This window comes from Bradyrhizobium sp. CAR08, from assembly GCF_052871955.1.
The window spans coordinates 1-16,303 of the sequence record NZ_JBIXJX010000005.1 but is presented as its reverse complement, the minus strand read 5'-3'; the positions used below and the strand labels follow the sequence as shown (position 1 = coordinate 16,303).

Genomic DNA, 16,303 nt, shown 5'->3' with positions numbered 1-16,303 from the left:
TCGATTAACTGTGATGGAGGCGACGGGCCCTGTCGGTCTCCGGGTTTTTACGGGGAGAGGCGGCCACCCGCCTCTCGATACTCGGCGACCGTCCGCGCGACGAGATCGTTGACCTCCATCACTTCGGTCACACCCGATATCGAATGCCCGCCGCTCCAGATATCGCGCCAGCGCTTGGGGCGGCTCTCGCGCGCGTTGACGTCGATGTCCTTGCCGACGTCGATTGCACCGCGCGCCGGCAGATCGTCGGGGTCGAGACCGGCTGCCAGGATCGACGGTTTGAGCATGCTGGTCTGCAGGCCCGTGAACGCGGTGGTCAGCAAGATGTCGTCCGCGCTGCCGTCGACCAGCATTTGCTTGTGACGCTCATCCGCCATGCTCTCCCGCGTCGCGATGAACTTCGTACCCATGTAGCCGAGATCGCAGCCGAGCACTTCGGCCGCGCGCAATGCGTGGCCGTCGCTGATGCCGCCCGCGAGCACGATGATGCCATCGTAGAACGCGCGCACCGCGCGGACGAAGGCGAACGGGTTGAGCCAGCCGGTCTGCCCGCCCGCGCCCGCAGTGAGCAGCACGAGCCCGTCGGCACCTGCTTCCGCCGCGCGTTCGGCGTGGCGGATCGAGGCAACATCCGCAAGCACCAATGCGCCGACGTCGTGCAGCGGCTTGAGCACCGTCGTGGGCGAGCCGACCGAGGTGATGACGATCTCCGGCCTGTGGTGCAGCAACACGGCGAGATCCTGCTCCAGCCGTGCATTGGAGCGGTGCACGATCAGGTTTGGGCAAAGCGGCGCGGCCTTTCGGCCGGTTTGATCTTCATGCCACCGCAGCCGCGCTTCGATGTCGGTGAGCCATTCATCGAGTTGTTCGGTGCTACGGCAATTCGCGGTGGGGAAGCTGCCGATCACGCCGTTGCGGCAGGCCGCGACCATGAGCTCGACGCCCGAGACCAGAAACATCGGCGCGGCAATCAGCGGCAGGGCGAGACGACCGTGGAAATGTTGCAGCCGATCTGACGTCACGCGTGCCTCCCTCGCGCGGGCTTAGTCGTTCCATCCCGCATTCCCTGTGCTAGCGTCGCGGTAAACATTGGCACGCCGGAAGCCGATGACAAAGCAGCGAGGAAACATATGTCCGATCCGCTCCATGCATCGTCCCCGACTTGCGCGCAGGCGCTGCGGGCGCTGTCGCGCTATCCGGGCCGAACCGCGTTCGCGTGGCCCGGCGGATCGCTGAGCTATCAGGGCACCATCGACCTGATCGGGCGCATCCAGGGCGTGTTCATGCGGCTTGAATTGCAGCCCGGCGCGCGGGTCGCCTTCCTCACCGCGAACCGCGCCGACACCTGGTGCGCCGGCGTTGCCGCGCAATTGTCGCGGCTCTGCGTCACCTGGCTGCATCCTTTGGGATCGCCGGGAGACCAGATGTTCCAGCTCGAGGATTCCGAGGCCGAGGTGCTGGTGGTCGATGCGGCCGCCTTCCACGATCGCGGCGGCGAGCTCGCCGCGCAGGCGACCTGGCTCAAGGCGGTGTTCACCACGGGACCGGCCAACTATGGCGTCGATCTCTTGCAGGCGATCGAGATCGAAGGCCATGCCAGCGCGCATTGCCTCGCCCGACCCGACGACCTCTCCACGCTGAATTACACCGGTGGCACCACCGGCAAATCCAAGGGCGCGTTGCGCTACCACCGCGAAAATGCCGGAGCCGCGGCCGCGATCCTCGCCGACTTCGAGATTCCCGATGGCGCGCGCTACCTCGCGGTGGCACCGATCAGCCATGTCGCCGGCACGAAAGTGCTACCGACCTTGATGCGGGGCGGCACCGTGCACATGCTGAAGGGTTTCGATCCCGAGGCGGTGCTGGGGACTATCGCACGCGAGCGCATCAACTTCACGCTGTTCGTGCCGACCATGGTCTATGTGCTGCTCGATCATCCCGCATTGAGCAGGACCGACCTCTCCTCGCTCGAGCTGGTGCTCTACGGCGCCTCCGCGATGTCGCCGAGCCGGCTGGTCGAGGGCATCGAACGGATCGGGCCGGTGTTCTCGCAGCTCTACGGCCAGACCGAATGCTACCCAATCTCGGTGCTGCGCAAGGCGGATCACGATCCCAAAACGCCCGAACTGTTCCTGTCCTGTGGCTTCCCGATCGCGGCGTGCGAGGTCAAGATCCTCGACGACAACGACCAGGAGGTGAAGACGGGCGAGGCCGGCGAAATCTGCGTGCGCGCTCCGCATGCGATGGCGGAGTACTGGAAGCGGCCCGACACCACCGCCGAGACGCTCAAGAACGGCTGGGTGCACACCGGCGACATCGCTCGTAAGGACGATCGCGGCTACATGTTCATCCTCGACCGCAAGAAGGACATGATCGTCTCCGGCGGCTTCAACATCTTTCCGCGGGAAATCGAAGACGTGCTGTCACAGCACGCCGATGTGGCCATGGTTGCGGTCGTCGGCATCCCCGACGAGAAATGGGGCGAGGCCGTGACCGCTGTCGTCGTCCTGCGCGAAGGCGCAAAACCTGACGCCGATGAACTGATCAATCTGGTGAAGACGCGAAAAGGCTCGGCTCATGCACCGAAGCAGATCCAGTTCGTCAAGCAACTCCCGATGACCGGCGTCGGCAAGGTCGACAAGAAGATGCTGCGCGCGAGCTTTTGGAGCGGGCGGGGCCGGATGGTGGGATAGATAAGGTGCCTCACCGCTTCTCGATCACCAGGCTTTGCACGGCTCGGCCGAAATAGCCCTGCCGGTCGGCGAGCCGCGACATCGCAAGCCCGGCACCATCGGGGCCGATCCAGGAATCACCGTCGAGCAGGATCCATTCGCCGACCGGCTGGCGCGCAAAGCTCACGGTGAGGTCAGCGTTGATGTAGGTCCAGGCGCGGAAATCGAGCGACGAGGCGGTGCCGTTGGAAAAATCGGCCGCGACCACGGCGCGCATCGCCTGGGAGAGCGGTTCGCCCGCGATCAGGGGATAGTCGACGCGAAACCAGATCGCGCCGGCGCCGGCTTGCCCGAAGCGGCCGCGCGCAGCGCGCATCGAGACTGAACGTACGAACGGGCTGGTAGCGGCATGACCGTCCTCGAGCAGCGAGTCCTCCGGCGACGGCAGCGTAACCGGCAGCGCCTTGACGTGCTCGGGCAGCGTCAGCGCCTGGCGCTTGATCTTGAGCACGGTGGCGCCGACCACCTGGACGCCGTCGGCGAGCAGCTTGACTCCGCAGAGCTGGATCTTGCGGCCCTCGCGCAAGATCTCGGTCGCGATCGTGAGTGGTGCCACCGGCACCGGGCGCATCAGGTCGATGGTGACGCGCGCGATGTCCATTGCAACTGGCGTCGGAATGCGCTCAGCCGCCCACGTCACCAGCGCGGCCGGCGCCGAACCGTGCTGCATACGCCGGTCCCACGGGCCCGCGGCATCCGGGCTGGTGACGACGCTGTCGCCGTCGACGCGGTAGATGGGGGGCATCGTTTCTCCGTGATGCACATTCGGTGCTGAGCAAAAGCTGTCGTCCCGGCGAAGTTCACAACGGCGGATCGACCGCCTCGTCGTATTCCTTCTTGAAGCGCGCGATCATTTCGGCGGCTGGCACGATGCCGTCGATGCTGCCGACGCCCTGGCCCGAACCCCAGATTTCCTTCCAGGCTTTTGGCTTGGCGCGCTCGCCGGAGGCGTCGGTGCCGAAGTTCATCTTGGAGGGATCTGACGTCGGCAGGTTCTCCGGATCCATACCGGCGGCGAGAATCGACGGCTTCAGATAGTTGCCGTGCACGCCGGTGAACAGGTTGGAATAGACGATGTCGTCAGCCGTCGCGCCCGCGATCATCTCCTTGTATTTGTCGACGGCATTGGCTTCCTTGGTGGCGATGAAGGCCGAGCCGATATAGGCAAAGTCGGCGCCAAGTATGCGCGCGGCGCGGATCGCCTTGCCGTTGCCGATCGCGCCCGACAGCGCGATCGGGCCGTCGAACCATTTTCGCGTCTCGGCAACGAACGCCAATGGCGAGATCGTGCCGGCATGGCCGCCGGCGCCCGCCGCGACCAGGATCAGGCCGTCGGCGCCCTTCTCGATCGCCTTGTGCGCAAACTTCTGGTTGATCACATCGTGGAAAACGATGCCGCCCCAGCCGTGCACGGCCTGATTGAGCTCCTCGCGCGCGCCGAGCGACGAGATAATCATCGGCACCTTGTACTTAGCGCAGAGCTGCATGTCGTGGTCGAGCCGGTTGTTTGACTTGTGCACGATCTGGTTGACCGCGAACGGCGCCGACGGCTTGTCCGGATGCGCGCGGTCATAGGCCGCGAGCTCTTCGGTGATGCGCGCCAGCCACTCGTCAAGCAACTCCGGCGGACGCGCATTCAACGACGGAAACGAGCCGACCACGCCCGCCTTGCACTGCGCGATCACGAGATCGGGCACCGAGATAATGAAGAGCGGCGAACCGATCACGGGGATCGACAGGCGTCCCTTGAATACGGCAGGCATGGACATTGCGAGACGATCCTCTGTTGGCGGTCAAATCGAAGTTGGGAGCCATACCAACAAGGCAATCTTTCCACTGTCAAGTATTGCGTTTTGGCGCCGGGGAGGACGCCGCTACCGCAATTCCAACGTGCGGAATTCATCGCAGGACAACGCCATCACGCAATCAGATCCGGATTGATCAGCCGCTCGAACGAGAACATCTCGTCCCATTTCTCTTGGGTCAGCAGCTTGCGTTCGACCACGACGATCTGGTGCAGCGACTTGCCGCTCTTGTAGCCCTCGCGCGCGATCTCGGCGCATTGCTTGTAGCCGAGCAGCGGCTTCAGCACCGTAACGATACCCAACGAGTTCAGCACCATGTTGCGGGTATGCTCCTCGTTGGCAGTGATTCCCACGACGCAATTCTCGCGCAGGCTGTTGACCGCGCGCTCCATGGTGCGGATCGAGAAGAACAGCGCGAACGAGATCACCGGCTCCATCACATTGAGCTGGAGCTGACCCGCGGACGCCGCGAGCGTCACGGTGGTGTCGAGCCCGATGACGAGGAAGCTGGTCTGGTTGACGACCTCGGGAATCACAGGATTGACCTTGCCGGGCATGATCGAGGAGCCCGGCTGAAGCTGCGGCAGGTTGATCTCGTTGAAGCCGGCACGCGGGCCCGAGGCGAGCAGGCGGATGTCGTTGCAGATCTTCGTTAGCTTGCTCGCGGTACGCTTGAGCACGCCGGACAATTGCACATAGGCGCCGGTGTCGGAGGTCGCCTCCACGAGATCGCCTGCTAGGATGAAGTCGACGCCGGTGAGCGCGCTCAGATGCCGGACCGCGAGCTTGGGATAGCCGTGCGCCGCGGTGACGGAGGTGCCGATCGCGGTGGCGCCGAGATTGATCTCGCGCAGCAGCGCGCGGGCCTCGGAGATTCGATCGACCTCCTCGCCCATGGTGGTGCCCCAGCCGCGGAATTCGGCGCCGAGCGACATCGGCACCGCGTCCTGCAAATGGGTGCGGCCCATCTTCAGCACGCGCTCGAACTCCCTGCCCTTGGCGAAGAACGCCTCCTGGAGCTGACGCAGCGCCGTCATGTAGCTCTCGAGCCGCAGGATCAGCGCCAGCCGAAAGGCGGTCGGATAGGTGTCGTTGGTGGACTGGCCGTAATTGACGTGATCGTTGGGGCTGACGTGCTGGTAGTCGCCCTTGGCAAAGCCGAGCGATTCCAGCGCGAGATTGGCGATCACCTCGTTGGCGTTCATGTTGGTGGAGGTGCCGGCCCCGCCCTGGATGAAGTCGGTGACGAACTGGTCCATCATATCGCCGGCGATGACGCGATCGCAGCCCACGATGATGGCTTCCGCGACTTTGGTGTCCACCGCGCCGAGATCGCGGTTAGCCATGGCGGCGGCCTTCTTGACGTAACCAAGCGCCTTCACGAAGTAAGGCTCCTGGTTCATCGGAATGCCGGTGATGTGGAAGTTCTCCTTCCCGCGGATGGTCTGGACGCCGTAATAGATGTCGTCGGCGATCTCACGCTGTCCGAGGAAGTCCTGCTCCGTGCGGCTCATGGGCGCTCCTTGCTTGCTCGCGCGACGTCCTCAGTTCTGGCACAGCGCGCTGGTGACGAAGGTATCAGTGCGGCAGTCATCCGGTTTGCGTTGCCTGCCCGGGATCAGAACCTTGGCCGAGCACTTTTCCGCGGAGTCGGCATTCAGGCTCTTGCCTTCCGTGTAGCCCTTGCTCTGGCAGAGTGTGTCGGCGGCGAGCTTGCAGTCGGGCGCGCCGTTCGACGAGGCCGGACAGGCCACGCGTCCCGACACCATGGTCGACGGCTTCGCCAGGCGCGACAAATCGTTCATGGTCTCGCTCGGGCTTTTGATCGGCGGCAGGATCGAGGGCAGCTTTTCGAACAGCTTGCCCATTTCGTTGATCAGCCCGGGGTTTTCCTCATGCGCCGGCGGCGACGAAGGAGCTGTCGAAGGCGCCGGTGCGGCCTGCGGTCCTTGCTCCTGCAAGCCGAGCGCCGGCGGTGCGGATTGCGGCCATCCGGTACCGCCGGCAGCGAGCAGGACCGAAAGCGCCGCAAATGTCATCGTGCCCAGTCGCAGGACCGGATTGCCGGATCGAAGCATCATGGCGGCAACCGTAGCCGAACGAGGCGCGGTGGCAAAGCGCCTTGGGCGTTAGATCAATTTGATTGCGACGACAAAGCCGAGCACGAGCACCGCGGCGCCGATTGCCACCACCAATCCGAGATGCTTCTCGATCTTGATCCGGATCCAGTCGCCGTAGCGGTTTAGCAGGATCGCCACGATAAAGAAGCGCCCGCCACGCGCCACGATCGAGCACAGGATGAAGAGCCCGAGATTGTAGCCGGCAAAGCCGGACGTGATGGTCACGAGCTTGTAGGGGATCGGCGTGAGGCCCTTGAGCAGGATGATCACGGCGCCCCATTCGGCATAGGAGGCGCGGAAGGCGTCGACCTTGCCGCCGAGGCCATAGACTTCGATCAGCCAATGGCCGACCGAGTCGAAGAGCAGCGCACCGATAGCGTAGCCCAGAAGGCCACCCAGCACCGACGTCGCAGTGCAGATCGCCGCATAGACCCAGGCGCGTTGCGGGCGCGCCAGTGACATCGGGATCAGCATCACGTCCGGCGGGACGGGAAAGAAGGAGCTTTCAGCGAAAGCCACGGCGCCCATGATCCAGAGCGCGTAAGGCTTGTGAGCGGCGTCGATGCACCAGTCGTAAATACGTTTCAGCATGGCGCCGCGATGAAGCACCATGGGACGGATTTGTCCATGCCGAGATGGGACCGATTTGTGCCAATACTAGTGGCGCTTGCGCGCGGTGCGGCCTTCGAGCGCGACGATTGGCCGCCTGGCGGCGACACGCGGTGACGCAACTTTGGGCAGTTTCATAGCCGACTTCGGCAGTTTCTCGGCGATGCCGAGCATGTCTTCACGCCGCGTCATCTCGCGCCAGACGTCCTCGGGGCGCACGCCGGCCGAGGCCCAGAGCACGGTCAGATTGTAGAGTAGATCTGCGCTTTCCCGGATCACGGCTTCGCTATCGCCGTTGACCGCGTCGATGACGACCTCGATGGCCTCTTCAGCCAGCTTCTTCGCCATTTTTGACGGGCCGCGCTGAAACAGCCGCGCTGTGCGCGATGTTGCCGGATCAAGGTCCCTGGCCGCGAGCACAGCCAGATATAGCCGCTCAAGCGAATCACTCATGTACGCGACGCTACTCTAAACCCATGGCCAGCGCGTTAACGCGCGATAGTAGAGCCCAAAAAGGGGCCGCCGCGGCAAGCACGACGGCCCGTTTGTGGTCAACCTTTTGTTGTGGCCAAAACTAGTAGCAGTTGGTGCGGTGGCCTTGGCCGCAGAGCTCCGACGGAGCCGTGCCGCCGTAACGCTGATACTGGTAGTTCGGGCCGGGTCCGTAATACGGGCCGTCGCCGTAATAGGCAGGGCCGCTGTAATAGGCGGGGCCGCCATAATAGGGGCCATCGTCATAGGCGTAGGCGTTGCGGGTCGCGGCGATCGCAAGACCGGTGCCGACGATGCCGGCAAACGCTGCAGCAGCCGCCGCGCCACCGCCGCCACCATGCCAATGACGGCCGCCCGCGTAGGAAGCGGTCGGGGTTATTGCGGTCAGCGCCAGCACCGCGGCGGTAGCGAGAACGGCCTTACGGCCGGCAAATCCTGAAAATCTGTCAAACATGTCCTGGACCCTCCTTGGGACCTCGAATGGTGCCTGATGACAGGCTCGTGTCTCTCAAACACCCGCATCCCATGTTGGGTTCCCCAACCCCAACACAAGCTGAACGGGGTTGCGTGATCGTGACGCAACCGCCGCTCATCCGCCGTTCATGTTGGCGCGAACAAGCTTGTCGCCAGCCGGCGCTCCGAGCGTCACCAAGCCATAACAACACCGGACCGGCGCGACTGATGTTCGAATTCACGACAATTGCTCTTCGCGGTCTGCTGGCCGCTGCAATCTCGCTTGCGGTGCTGACTGCGCGCGATGCTACCGCGGCCGAGACCGTCGTGCCCTCCATTGCGATCCACTTCACCTTCGACCGCCCGATCGATGCGAGCATGGCGCCGTTCTTCCTTGCCGCCAAGGACGGCAGCTTCGGCGCCGAACGTCTCAACGTCTCCTTCAGCAGCGCGGCCGGATCGCCGGAGGCGCTTGCGCGCGTCGCCAAGGGCAACAGCGAGCTCGCGCTCGTCGACATCAACGAGCTGATCCGCTTCCGCGACAAGGATGCGACCCCGGTCAAGGCGGTATTCGTGCTGTTCAACCGCGCGCCCTACGCGATCGTCGCCCGCAGGAGCCGCGGCATCCACCTCCTGCCCGACCTGGACGGCAAAACCGTCGGCGTTGCCGATAGCGATCTGTCGATGCGGCTGTGGCCGGCGCTGGCGCAGCAGAACGGCATCGACACGGCTCACGTGAAATTCCACAAGATCAGCGCCGCGGTGCGCGAGCCGATCCTCTCCGCGGGACAGGTCGATGCCGTCGCCGGCTTCAGCTATCTCTCGGCAGTGAACCTGCGCGACCGCGGCGTGCCAGGCGGCGATCTCGTCGCGCTTCGCTATGCCGATTATGGTTGCGAGGCCTATGGCTTTGCCGTCGTGGTCAACCCGGCTTTCGCCGCGGCCAAGCCGGACACCGTGAAGGGATTCGTCCGCGCATTGATCGCCGGCATCAACGCGACCGTCAAGGACCCGGCGCGTGCGGCGGACGAAGCCGCGAGCCGCATCGACGGCGGCGATCGCGATCTTGAGCTGGAGCGGCTGCGCACCGTCCTCGTCGACAACATCCTGACGGACGAGGTCCGTCGCAACGGCCTCGGCGACATCGACCCGGCGCGCATGGATCGCGCGATCGACCAGATCGGGCAGGATTTCAAATTCCGCAACCGGCCGGCGGCGGGCGACATCTTCGACAGCGGGTTCTTGCCGCCAGTTGCAGGGCGGTTGATCAACTGAGCAAAACCGACAGCTTCCGCTATATCTCACGGGCGATCCCTGATTAGAGTATGCGCTCACTCCGTTCCAGCCGCCCGAGCTCCTCGCCCATGCCCATTCTCCGCCTCTACACCCGCGTTCTCGAGCTGCTCGGTAAGGAGGCACGGCTGGGCTGGCTGCTTGCGGTCGTCAATCTCCTGCTTGCGGGCTCGCAATTCGCCGAACCGGTGCTGTTCGGCCGGATCGTCGATGTGCTCTCCGGCAAAACGGTCGCAGGCTCCAACTCGGCCTGGCCGTTCCTGGTTGCATGGGTCGCGTTCGGACTGTTCACCATCGTCTGCAGCGCGGTCGTAGCGTTGCAGGCCGACCGGCTCTCCCACCGCCAGCGGCAGGCGGTCCTGACGGACTATTTCGAGCACATCCTGCAGCTGCCTCTGACCTTCCATTCGGGCACCCATTCGGGCCGGTTGATGAAGGTGATGCTGAACGGCACAGATGCGCTGTGGCGGTTATGGGTCGGCTTCTTTCGAGAGCATTTTGCCGCGATCCTCTCGGTCGTGGTGCTGCTGCCGCTATCGCTCTACCTGAACTGGCGGCTTGCAATCCTGCTGTTCGTGCTCTGCATCGTCTTCACCGCGCTGACCACCTTCGTGGTGCGCAGAACCTTCGGCATGCAGATGGAGGTGGAGGAGCACTACAGCGAGCTCTCCGCGCGCGCGTCCGACGCCCTTGGCAACGTCGCGCTGGTGCAGAGTTTCGTCCGCGTCGAATCCGAGGTGAAGGGCCTGCGCTCCGTCGCCGACGAGTTGCTAGCGGCGCAAATGCCGGTGCTGTCGTGGTGGGCACTCGTCACCGTCATCACGCGCGCCTCCACCACGATCACCGTGCTCGCGATCTTCACTTTCGGCATCGCGCTGCACGACCAGGGGCTGACCTCTGTCGGCGAGATCGTCATGTTCGTGAGCTTCGCGACGCTTCTGATCCAGAAGCTGGAGCAGGTCGTGAGCTTCATCAACAACGTGTTCATGGAAGCCCCGCGCCTGCGCGAGTTCTTCAACGTGCTCGATGCGGTTCCTGCGGTGCACGACCGGCACGACGCGATCGATGCGGGTCGGCTCTCCGGCCTCGTTGAATTCAACGACGTCACCTTCTCCTATGACGGCAAGCGGCCGGCGGTCGAGGACCTCTCCTTCACCGCGCTTCCCGGCCAGACCATCGCACTGGTCGGCGCGACGGGCGCCGGCAAGTCGACGGCGATTGCGCTGCTGCATCGCGCCTTCGATCCGCAGTCCGGCTTCATCAGGATCGACGGCATGGACGTGCGCGGGGTGACGCTGACATCGCTGCGGCGGAACATCGGCGTGGTCTTTCAGGAGGCGCTGCTGTTCAACCGCTCGATCGCGGAGAATTTGCGCGTCGGCAAGCCGGACGCCACCGAGGCCGAGATGCGCAAGGCGGCGGAGCGCGCACAGGCGCTCGAATTCATCGAGCGCAGCGGCGGCTTCGAGACCAATGCCGGCGAGCGGGGCCGGATGCTGTCGGGTGGTGAGCGCCAGCGGCTGTCGATCGCACGTGCACTGCTGAAGGATCCGCCGATCCTGATCCTGGACGAGGCGACGAGCGCACTCGACGCCGTCACCGAGGCCAAGGTGAATACCGCTCTCGACGAAGTGATGAAGGGCCGCACCACCTTCGTGATCGCCCACCGTCTCTCCACCATCCGCAATGCCACGCGTATCCTGGTGTTCGAGAACGGGCGCGTGATCGAAAGCGGAACTTTCGATGAACTCGTGGCCAAAGGCGGCCATTTCGCCGACCTCGCCAGGGCTCAATTCATGATTCAGGAGAACGCACGGGCCAGCGTGACAGCGGCTGAGGCTGCCGCGACGGCCGCCAAGTCGCCTTAACAAGCCGCCTTGGCAAGTCCCCATCGTATCGTCGAAATTCGGCCCATTTCATTGCGGAATACCCCGCTGATGCCCCTATTCCCGACGCACCAGCCGGTATAGGTTTGCGGCGCCGCAAGCGGCGGCGCTGGATTTCAGAACCGAACATCAGATCACGAGAGCCGACCGGAACCGGCGGGTCTCCAAGGACCGGAATCGGATAGTGCACGCTCTTCGCCCGCTGCTTCGTCAATCCCTGTTCAACCTGTTCGCCGCGGCACTCGCGTGTGCCGCGTTGCTCGCGCGGCGAGCGCCGAAGCGCTGCTCCTGATCGAGGCCGATAGCGGCAAGGTGCTGCAGGCGGAGAACGCGACCATTCCTTGGTATCCGGCTTCCGTCACCAAGATCATGACCGCCTATGTGACGCTGAAGGCGGTCAAGGACGGCAAGCTCACACTCGACACACTGCTCACGGTTTCGCCGACGGCAGCCTCGCAGTCGCCCTCGAAGATGGGCTTTCGCCCGGGAACGCAGCTTACCGTCGACAACGCGCTCAAGATGATGATGGTGAAATCGGCGAACGACATGGCCGTCGTGCTCGCCGAAGGCGTTGGCGGTTCGATCGATGGTTTCTCGGCGCTGATGAACGACACGGCGCAGAAGCTCGGCATGACGCAGACGAGCTACGTCAATCCGAACGGCCTGCCCGCCGACGGACAGATCACCTCCGCGCGGGATCTTGGCATTCTCGCGCGCTCGTTCCTGCGCGACCTGCCCGAGTACGAGTATTTCGTGCACATTCCGGCAATCCGCTTCGGCAAGCGCGTCACCGGCAATTTCAACAAGCTGATCGGCCGCTATCCCGGCGCCGACGGTTTCAAGACCGGCTTCATCTGCGCCTCCGGCTACAATCTCGTCGCGTCGGCCACCCGCAACGGCCGCCGGCTGATCGCCGTCGTGCTGGGCGCCAACTCCGGGACCGCGCGCGCGGTGAAGGCGGCGCAGCTGCTGGAGCGCGGCTTCTCGCAAGATAATCTCACCTGGCTCCGCCCCTCGCTCGGCACCGTCGACAAGCTGGTGCCGGTCGACGCCTCGCCGCCGAACCTGCGTGACGACATGTGCGGCGGCCATCGCAAGCGGCCGGCCAGCGACGATGACGACGCGCTGATCGCGGCCAATGGCGGCACGTCCGGGTCCGCCTCGGCCACCGGCGGCGAAGCCCAAGTCACCTTCTTCACGGCCGGGCTTCAGCCGCCTCTGATGAAGGCCTCCGAGCTGATGGCCTCGGCCCCGGCGGCGGCCGAGCCCGTGCTGGTGTATACCGGTCCGACCCGCACCGGGACCGCCCTGATCGCGGCGGTCGCGGCCGATGCCGACCAGCAGGCTACGCCAAAGCCGCGTGGCAAGAAGTCGCGCGTCGCCAAAAAGCCCGACGCGGCAGACAAGCCGAAGGATGCCAAGACGGCGGCGGCGAAGCCCGATGCCAAGACGGCGGCGGCCGCAAAGCCGGCCGACGGCAAGTCCGCAGCTAAGCCGGCCGGTACCAAGCATGCCGCAGCCAAGCCCGATGCGGTGGCAAAGCCTGCGGTGGGCGGCGAGGCGGCCAAGCCCGCCAAGCCCAAGGCCGCGACCAAGCCCGCCAAGCCCGCCAACAACAGTTAACAGCCGACGCGAGGCGAGACCGCGCCGCACTTCGCAGTTGCGGCAGCGCCATTTGCAAGGATTCCGGTAGCCACTCCCTGACGTTTGTCCTAAGCCTCGACCGCTTGCCACCCGTTCCGGCAGGCTCGATACTGACGGCAACGAGGCAAGCCCGAGACACAACGGGCTCTGGTCAATGAGGGGAGTTTCCATGGAGCGCATCTGGCTTAAGCAATATCCGCCCGGCGTCCCCGCCGATATCGAGCCGACGCAATATTCATCGCTGGTCGACCTCCTGGAGGAGAGCTTCGCCAAGTTCGCCGACCGCAAGGCGTTCATCTGCATGGACAAGTCGATCAGCTATCGCGACCTCGACCAGATGTCGCTGGCGATGGCGTCCTATCTGCAAGGGCGCGGCCTGCAACGCGGCGCCCGCGTCGCGATCATGATGCCGAACGTGCTGCAATATCCGGTCGCGACCGCAGCCGTGCTGCGCGCCGGTTTCGCGGTGGTCAATGTCAATCCGCTCTACACGCCGCGCGAGCTCGAGCACCAGCTCAAGGATTCCGGCGCCGAAGCCATCATCGTGCTCGAGAACTTCGCCCACACCGTCGAGCAGGTGATCGCGAAGACGCAAGTCAAGCACGTCATCGTCGGCAGCATGGGCGACCTGCTCGGCTTCAAGGGAGTGATCGTCAATCTGGTCGTCCGCCGCGTCAAGAAGATGGTGCCGGCATGGTCGCTGCCGGGCGCGGTCTCCTTCAACGACGCGATCTCCGCCGGCCGCTCTCTGGCCTTCAACAAGCCGAAGCTGTCACCCGGCGACGTCGCCTTCCTGCAATATACCGGCGGCACCACCGGCGTGTCCAAGGGCGCCACCCTGCTTCATCGCAACATCGTCGCCAACGTCCTGCAGAACGACGCCTGGCTGCAGCCGGCGATGGCCGCGCCGCCGCATGTCGATCAACTCATGGTCGTTTGCGCGCTGCCGCTCTATCACATCTTCGCGCTGACAGCCTGCTACCTGCTCGCGGTGCGCGCCGGCGGCTGCAATCTCCTGATCCCCAATCCGCGCGACATCCCGGGCTTCATCAAGGAATTGGCGAAGTACCAGGTCAACAACTTCCCTGCCGTGAACACGCTCTACAACGGCCTGATGCATCATCCCGACTTCAAAAAGCTCGACTTCTCCAAGCTGAAGATCTCGAACGGTGGCGGCATGGCGGTGCAGCGCCCCGTCGCCGAGCAGTGGAAGGCCATCACGGGCTGCTCCATCGCCGAAGGCTACGGCCTGTCGGAGACATCTCCGACGCTGACCTGCAACACCACGACCAATCCGGAGTTCAACGGCACTATCGGCATCCCCGTGCCCTCGACCTGGATCTCGATCCGCGACGACGACGGCAACGAGATGCCGCTCGGCCAGCCCGGCGAGATCTGCGCCAAGGGCCCGCAGGTGATGTCGGGCTACTGGAACAGGCCGGAGGAGACGGCCAAGGTGATGACCGCGGACGGCTATTTCCGCACCGGCGACATCGGCATCATGGACGAGAAGGGCTACACCAAGATCGTGGACCGCAAGAAGGACATGATCCTGGTCTCCGGCTTCAACGTCTATCCGAACGAGATCGAGGAAGTGATCGCGAGCAACCCCGGGGTGCTCGAATGCGCCGTCATCGGCATTCCCGATTCCAAGTCGGGGGAGGCGGTGAAGGCGTTCGTGGTCAAGAAGGACCCGAACCTCACGGCGGAGGCCCTGGTCAAGTTCTGCCAGGAGCAGCTGACGGGTTACAAGGTGCCCAAGCACATCGAATTCCGCACCGACCTGCCGAAGACCAATGTCGGCAAGATCCTTCGGCGGCAGCTGCGCGACGAGAAGAAGGCGGAGGCGGCGTAAGCGCCTCTTTCGTTCATGACCGACGACAGCAACATCAGTCCGGCCGGCATCCTCGCCTTCTGGCGCGAGGCCGGCCGCGATGCCTGGTACGAGCGCAACGACGCATTCGACGCGGAGGTCAGGCGCCGCTTTCTCACGCTGTGGCAGAAGGCGGTCGCCGGCGAACTCTCGTCATGGGAGGCGACCGACGAGGGCGCACTCGCGCTCGTCATCGTGCTCGACCAGTTTCCACGTAACATGTTTCGCGGCACGTCGCAGGCCTTTGCCAGCGATGCGCTGGCGCGCGACGTCGCCCGCCGCGCCATTGCGGGGGGCGCAGATCAAAGGGTCGATCCGGTCCTGCTCGAATTCCTCTATTTACCCTTCATGCATTCCGAGCACCTGCCCGACCAATTGCACTGCGTCGCGCTGTTTCAAAACACCGACAATGCCGAAAATCTGAAATACGCGCGTGAGCACGCCGACATCATCCGGCGGTTTGGCCGCTTCCCCCACCGCAACCGTCTGCTCGGCCGCGACACCACCCCGGACGAGCAGGCCTTCCTCGACGGCGGCGGGTTCGCCGGCTGATGACATAACGTTGAAGGGTCCCGCCCTCACCGCCTGCCCTACCGGCAACATTGTGCAGCGCCGCCGCACGGTCTAAAAAGCGGGACCGATTTTCAGGGAGACTGACGATGGCGATCCAGACTGGCGACAAACTGCCCGAGGCGAAATTCCGCGTGATGACGGCCGAAGGCCCGCAGGTGAAGACCACTGACGACATCTTCAAGGGCAAGAAAGTGGCGCTGTTCGCGGTGCCCGGCGCCTATACCGGGACCTGCCACAAGATGCATCTGCCGAGCATTTTCCTCAACGCCTACGCCCTCAAGGACAAGGGCGTCGACACCATCGCCATCGTCTCCGTCAACGACGCCTTCGTCATGAACGCCTGGAAGCGCGATACCGACCAGCGCGACGAGGCCATCTTCCTCGCCGACGGCAATGCCGACTTCACCAAGGCGATCGGCATGGAGCTCGACGCCTCCGGCAACGGTCTCGGCATCCGCTCCAAGCGCTATTCGATGCTGGTCGAGGACGGCGTGGTCAAGAAGCTGAACCTCGAGGCGATGCCCGGCAAGGTCGAGGTGTCCGGCGGCGATACGCTGCTCGGGCAGCTGTAAGCTTTAGACGCCGCTTTCAGCCACAAACGACACTGTCATGCCCCGCGAAAGCGGGGCATTCAGTATTCCAGAGACAGTTGTTGTTGAATCGAGCGGCCGCTGCGTACTGGATCGCCCGGTCAAGTGTTTAGACCGGAGACATAGCTGACGCCTGTTCGGACACATCACTGACAGTTTGGCTGCGCGTCAAGTCGATTGATCCGACCTGCCAACTGGCAAAGAAGATTCCGTAGCGGCCGTCGCGGTCGAGC

At 64.3% G+C, this 16,303-nt stretch carries 14 protein-coding genes and 2 pseudogenes; 7 read left to right on the top strand and 9 right to left on the bottom strand.

Annotated features, from left to right (window positions below; all coding sequences use genetic code 11):
* Window positions 1-47: 47 nt before the first annotated feature.
* Entirely contained in the window at window positions 48-1,022 is a 975-nt protein-coding gene (locus ACIPUD_RS12445) for an NAD(P)H-dependent flavin oxidoreductase (protein WP_446480756.1), read from the bottom strand.
* Between the two features lie 108 nt (window positions 1,023-1,130).
* Here ACIPUD_RS12445 and ACIPUD_RS12440 point away from each other — a divergent pair, with 108 nt between their 5' ends.
* Window positions 1,131-2,693, top strand: coding sequence for an AMP-binding protein (locus tag ACIPUD_RS12440; RefSeq protein ID WP_446480755.1), 1,563 nt, complete (start codon window positions 1,131-1,133; stop codon window positions 2,691-2,693).
* A 10-nt stretch (window positions 2,694-2,703) separates the two neighbouring features.
* Here ACIPUD_RS12440 and ACIPUD_RS12435 read toward each other — a convergent pair whose 3' ends face one another.
* From ACIPUD_RS12435 to ACIPUD_RS12405, 7 genes are all read right to left on the bottom strand, one after another.
* Window positions 2,704-3,477, bottom strand: a complete 774-nt coding sequence (locus tag ACIPUD_RS12435; protein WP_446480754.1) for a thioesterase family protein — start codon at window positions 3,475-3,477, stop codon at window positions 2,704-2,706.
* Window positions 3,478-3,532: 55 nt separating this feature from the next.
* A complete protein-coding gene (locus tag ACIPUD_RS12430; protein ID WP_446480753.1) occupies window positions 3,533-4,501 on the bottom strand; it encodes an NAD(P)H-dependent flavin oxidoreductase in 969 nt (322 codons plus the stop codon).
* A 149-nt stretch (window positions 4,502-4,650) separates the two neighbouring features.
* Entirely contained in the window at window positions 4,651-6,051 is a 1,401-nt protein-coding gene (locus tag ACIPUD_RS12425) for an aspartate ammonia-lyase (protein ID WP_211398962.1), read from the bottom strand.
* A gap of 30 nt (window positions 6,052-6,081) precedes the next feature.
* Window positions 6,082-6,618, bottom strand: coding sequence for a hypothetical protein (locus ACIPUD_RS12420; protein ID WP_446480752.1), 537 nt, complete (start codon window positions 6,616-6,618; stop codon window positions 6,082-6,084).
* Window positions 6,619-6,666: 48 nt separating this feature from the next.
* Window positions 6,667-7,269 (bottom strand): YqaA family protein, encoded by a 603-nt coding sequence (locus ACIPUD_RS12415; protein WP_085385485.1) that lies wholly within the window; start codon window positions 7,267-7,269, stop codon window positions 6,667-6,669.
* A gap of 45 nt (window positions 7,270-7,314) precedes the next feature.
* Complete coding sequence (gene hisE / locus ACIPUD_RS12410) at window positions 7,315-7,719, bottom strand: phosphoribosyl-ATP diphosphatase (protein ID WP_007597487.1); 405 nt, start codon at window positions 7,717-7,719, stop codon at window positions 7,315-7,317.
* A gap of 121 nt (window positions 7,720-7,840) precedes the next feature.
* Window positions 7,841-8,212, bottom strand: coding sequence for a hypothetical protein (locus ACIPUD_RS12405; RefSeq protein WP_018453145.1), 372 nt, complete (start codon window positions 8,210-8,212; stop codon window positions 7,841-7,843).
* 227 nt (window positions 8,213-8,439) lie between these two features.
* Between ACIPUD_RS12405 and ACIPUD_RS12400 the strand changes: the two genes are divergently transcribed.
* From ACIPUD_RS12400 to ACIPUD_RS12375, 6 genes and pseudogenes are all read left to right on the top strand, one after another.
* Window positions 8,440-9,486 (top strand): ABC transporter substrate-binding protein, encoded by a 1,047-nt coding sequence (locus ACIPUD_RS12400; protein WP_018453144.1) that lies wholly within the window; start codon window positions 8,440-8,442, stop codon window positions 9,484-9,486.
* A gap of 89 nt (window positions 9,487-9,575) precedes the next feature.
* Window positions 9,576-11,372 carry a glucan ABC transporter ATP-binding protein/ permease gene (locus ACIPUD_RS12395; RefSeq protein ID WP_085350799.1) on the top strand — a complete coding sequence of 599 codons (1,797 nt, stop codon included), beginning with the start codon at window positions 9,576-9,578 and terminating at the stop codon, window positions 11,370-11,372.
* 202 nt (window positions 11,373-11,574) lie between these two features.
* A pseudogene (locus ACIPUD_RS12390) lies at window positions 11,575-13,013 on the top strand (D-alanyl-D-alanine carboxypeptidase family protein).
* 190 nt (window positions 13,014-13,203) lie between these two features.
* Window positions 13,204-14,889 carry a long-chain fatty acid--CoA ligase gene (locus ACIPUD_RS12385; RefSeq protein WP_018453141.1) on the top strand — a complete coding sequence of 562 codons (1,686 nt, stop codon included), beginning with the start codon at window positions 13,204-13,206 and terminating at the stop codon, window positions 14,887-14,889.
* A 15-nt stretch (window positions 14,890-14,904) separates the two neighbouring features.
* Complete coding sequence (locus tag ACIPUD_RS12380) at window positions 14,905-15,459, top strand: DUF924 family protein (RefSeq protein ID WP_368506973.1); 555 nt, start codon at window positions 14,905-14,907, stop codon at window positions 15,457-15,459.
* Window positions 15,460-15,566: 107 nt separating this feature from the next.
* Complete coding sequence (locus ACIPUD_RS12375; protein WP_018453139.1) at window positions 15,567-16,052, top strand: peroxiredoxin; 486 nt, start codon at window positions 15,567-15,569, stop codon at window positions 16,050-16,052.
* A 127-nt stretch (window positions 16,053-16,179) separates the two neighbouring features.
* On the opposite strand, the pseudogene ACIPUD_RS12370 reads toward ACIPUD_RS12375, so the two are convergent.
* A pseudogene (locus ACIPUD_RS12370) lies at window positions 16,180-16,303 on the bottom strand (IS481 family transposase); the annotation flags it as partial.

Coding starts and splice junctions, on each gene's coding strand:
- ACIPUD_RS12420 (WP_446480752.1), bottom strand. CDS start 6,618: ATGATGCTTCGATCCGGCAATCCGGTCCTGCGACTGGGCACGATGACA.
- ACIPUD_RS12405 (WP_018453145.1), bottom strand. CDS start 8,212: ATGTTTGACAGATTTTCAGGATTTGCCGGCCGTAAGGCCGTTCTCGCT.
- ACIPUD_RS12400 (WP_018453144.1), top strand. CDS start 8,440: ATGTTCGAATTCACGACAATTGCTCTTCGCGGTCTGCTGGCCGCTGCA.
- ACIPUD_RS12375 (WP_018453139.1), top strand. CDS start 15,567: ATGGCGATCCAGACTGGCGACAAACTGCCCGAGGCGAAATTCCGCGTG.
- ACIPUD_RS12385 (WP_018453141.1), top strand. CDS start 13,204: ATGGAGCGCATCTGGCTTAAGCAATATCCGCCCGGCGTCCCCGCCGAT.
- ACIPUD_RS12440 (WP_446480755.1), top strand. CDS start 1,131: ATGTCCGATCCGCTCCATGCATCGTCCCCGACTTGCGCGCAGGCGCTG.
- ACIPUD_RS12430 (WP_446480753.1), bottom strand. CDS start 4,501: ATGTCCATGCCTGCCGTATTCAAGGGACGCCTGTCGATCCCCGTGATC.
- ACIPUD_RS12415 (WP_085385485.1), bottom strand. CDS start 7,269: ATGGTGCTTCATCGCGGCGCCATGCTGAAACGTATTTACGACTGGTGC.
- ACIPUD_RS12380 (WP_368506973.1), top strand. CDS start 14,905: ATGACCGACGACAGCAACATCAGTCCGGCCGGCATCCTCGCCTTCTGG.
- ACIPUD_RS12435 (WP_446480754.1), bottom strand. CDS start 3,477: ATGCCCCCCATCTACCGCGTCGACGGCGACAGCGTCGTCACCAGCCCG.
- ACIPUD_RS12395 (WP_085350799.1), top strand. CDS start 9,576: ATGCCCATTCTCCGCCTCTACACCCGCGTTCTCGAGCTGCTCGGTAAG.
- hisE (WP_007597487.1), bottom strand. CDS start 7,719: ATGAGTGATTCGCTTGAGCGGCTATATCTGGCTGTGCTCGCGGCCAGG.
- ACIPUD_RS12425 (WP_211398962.1), bottom strand. CDS start 6,051: ATGAGCCGCACGGAGCAGGACTTCCTCGGACAGCGTGAGATCGCCGAC.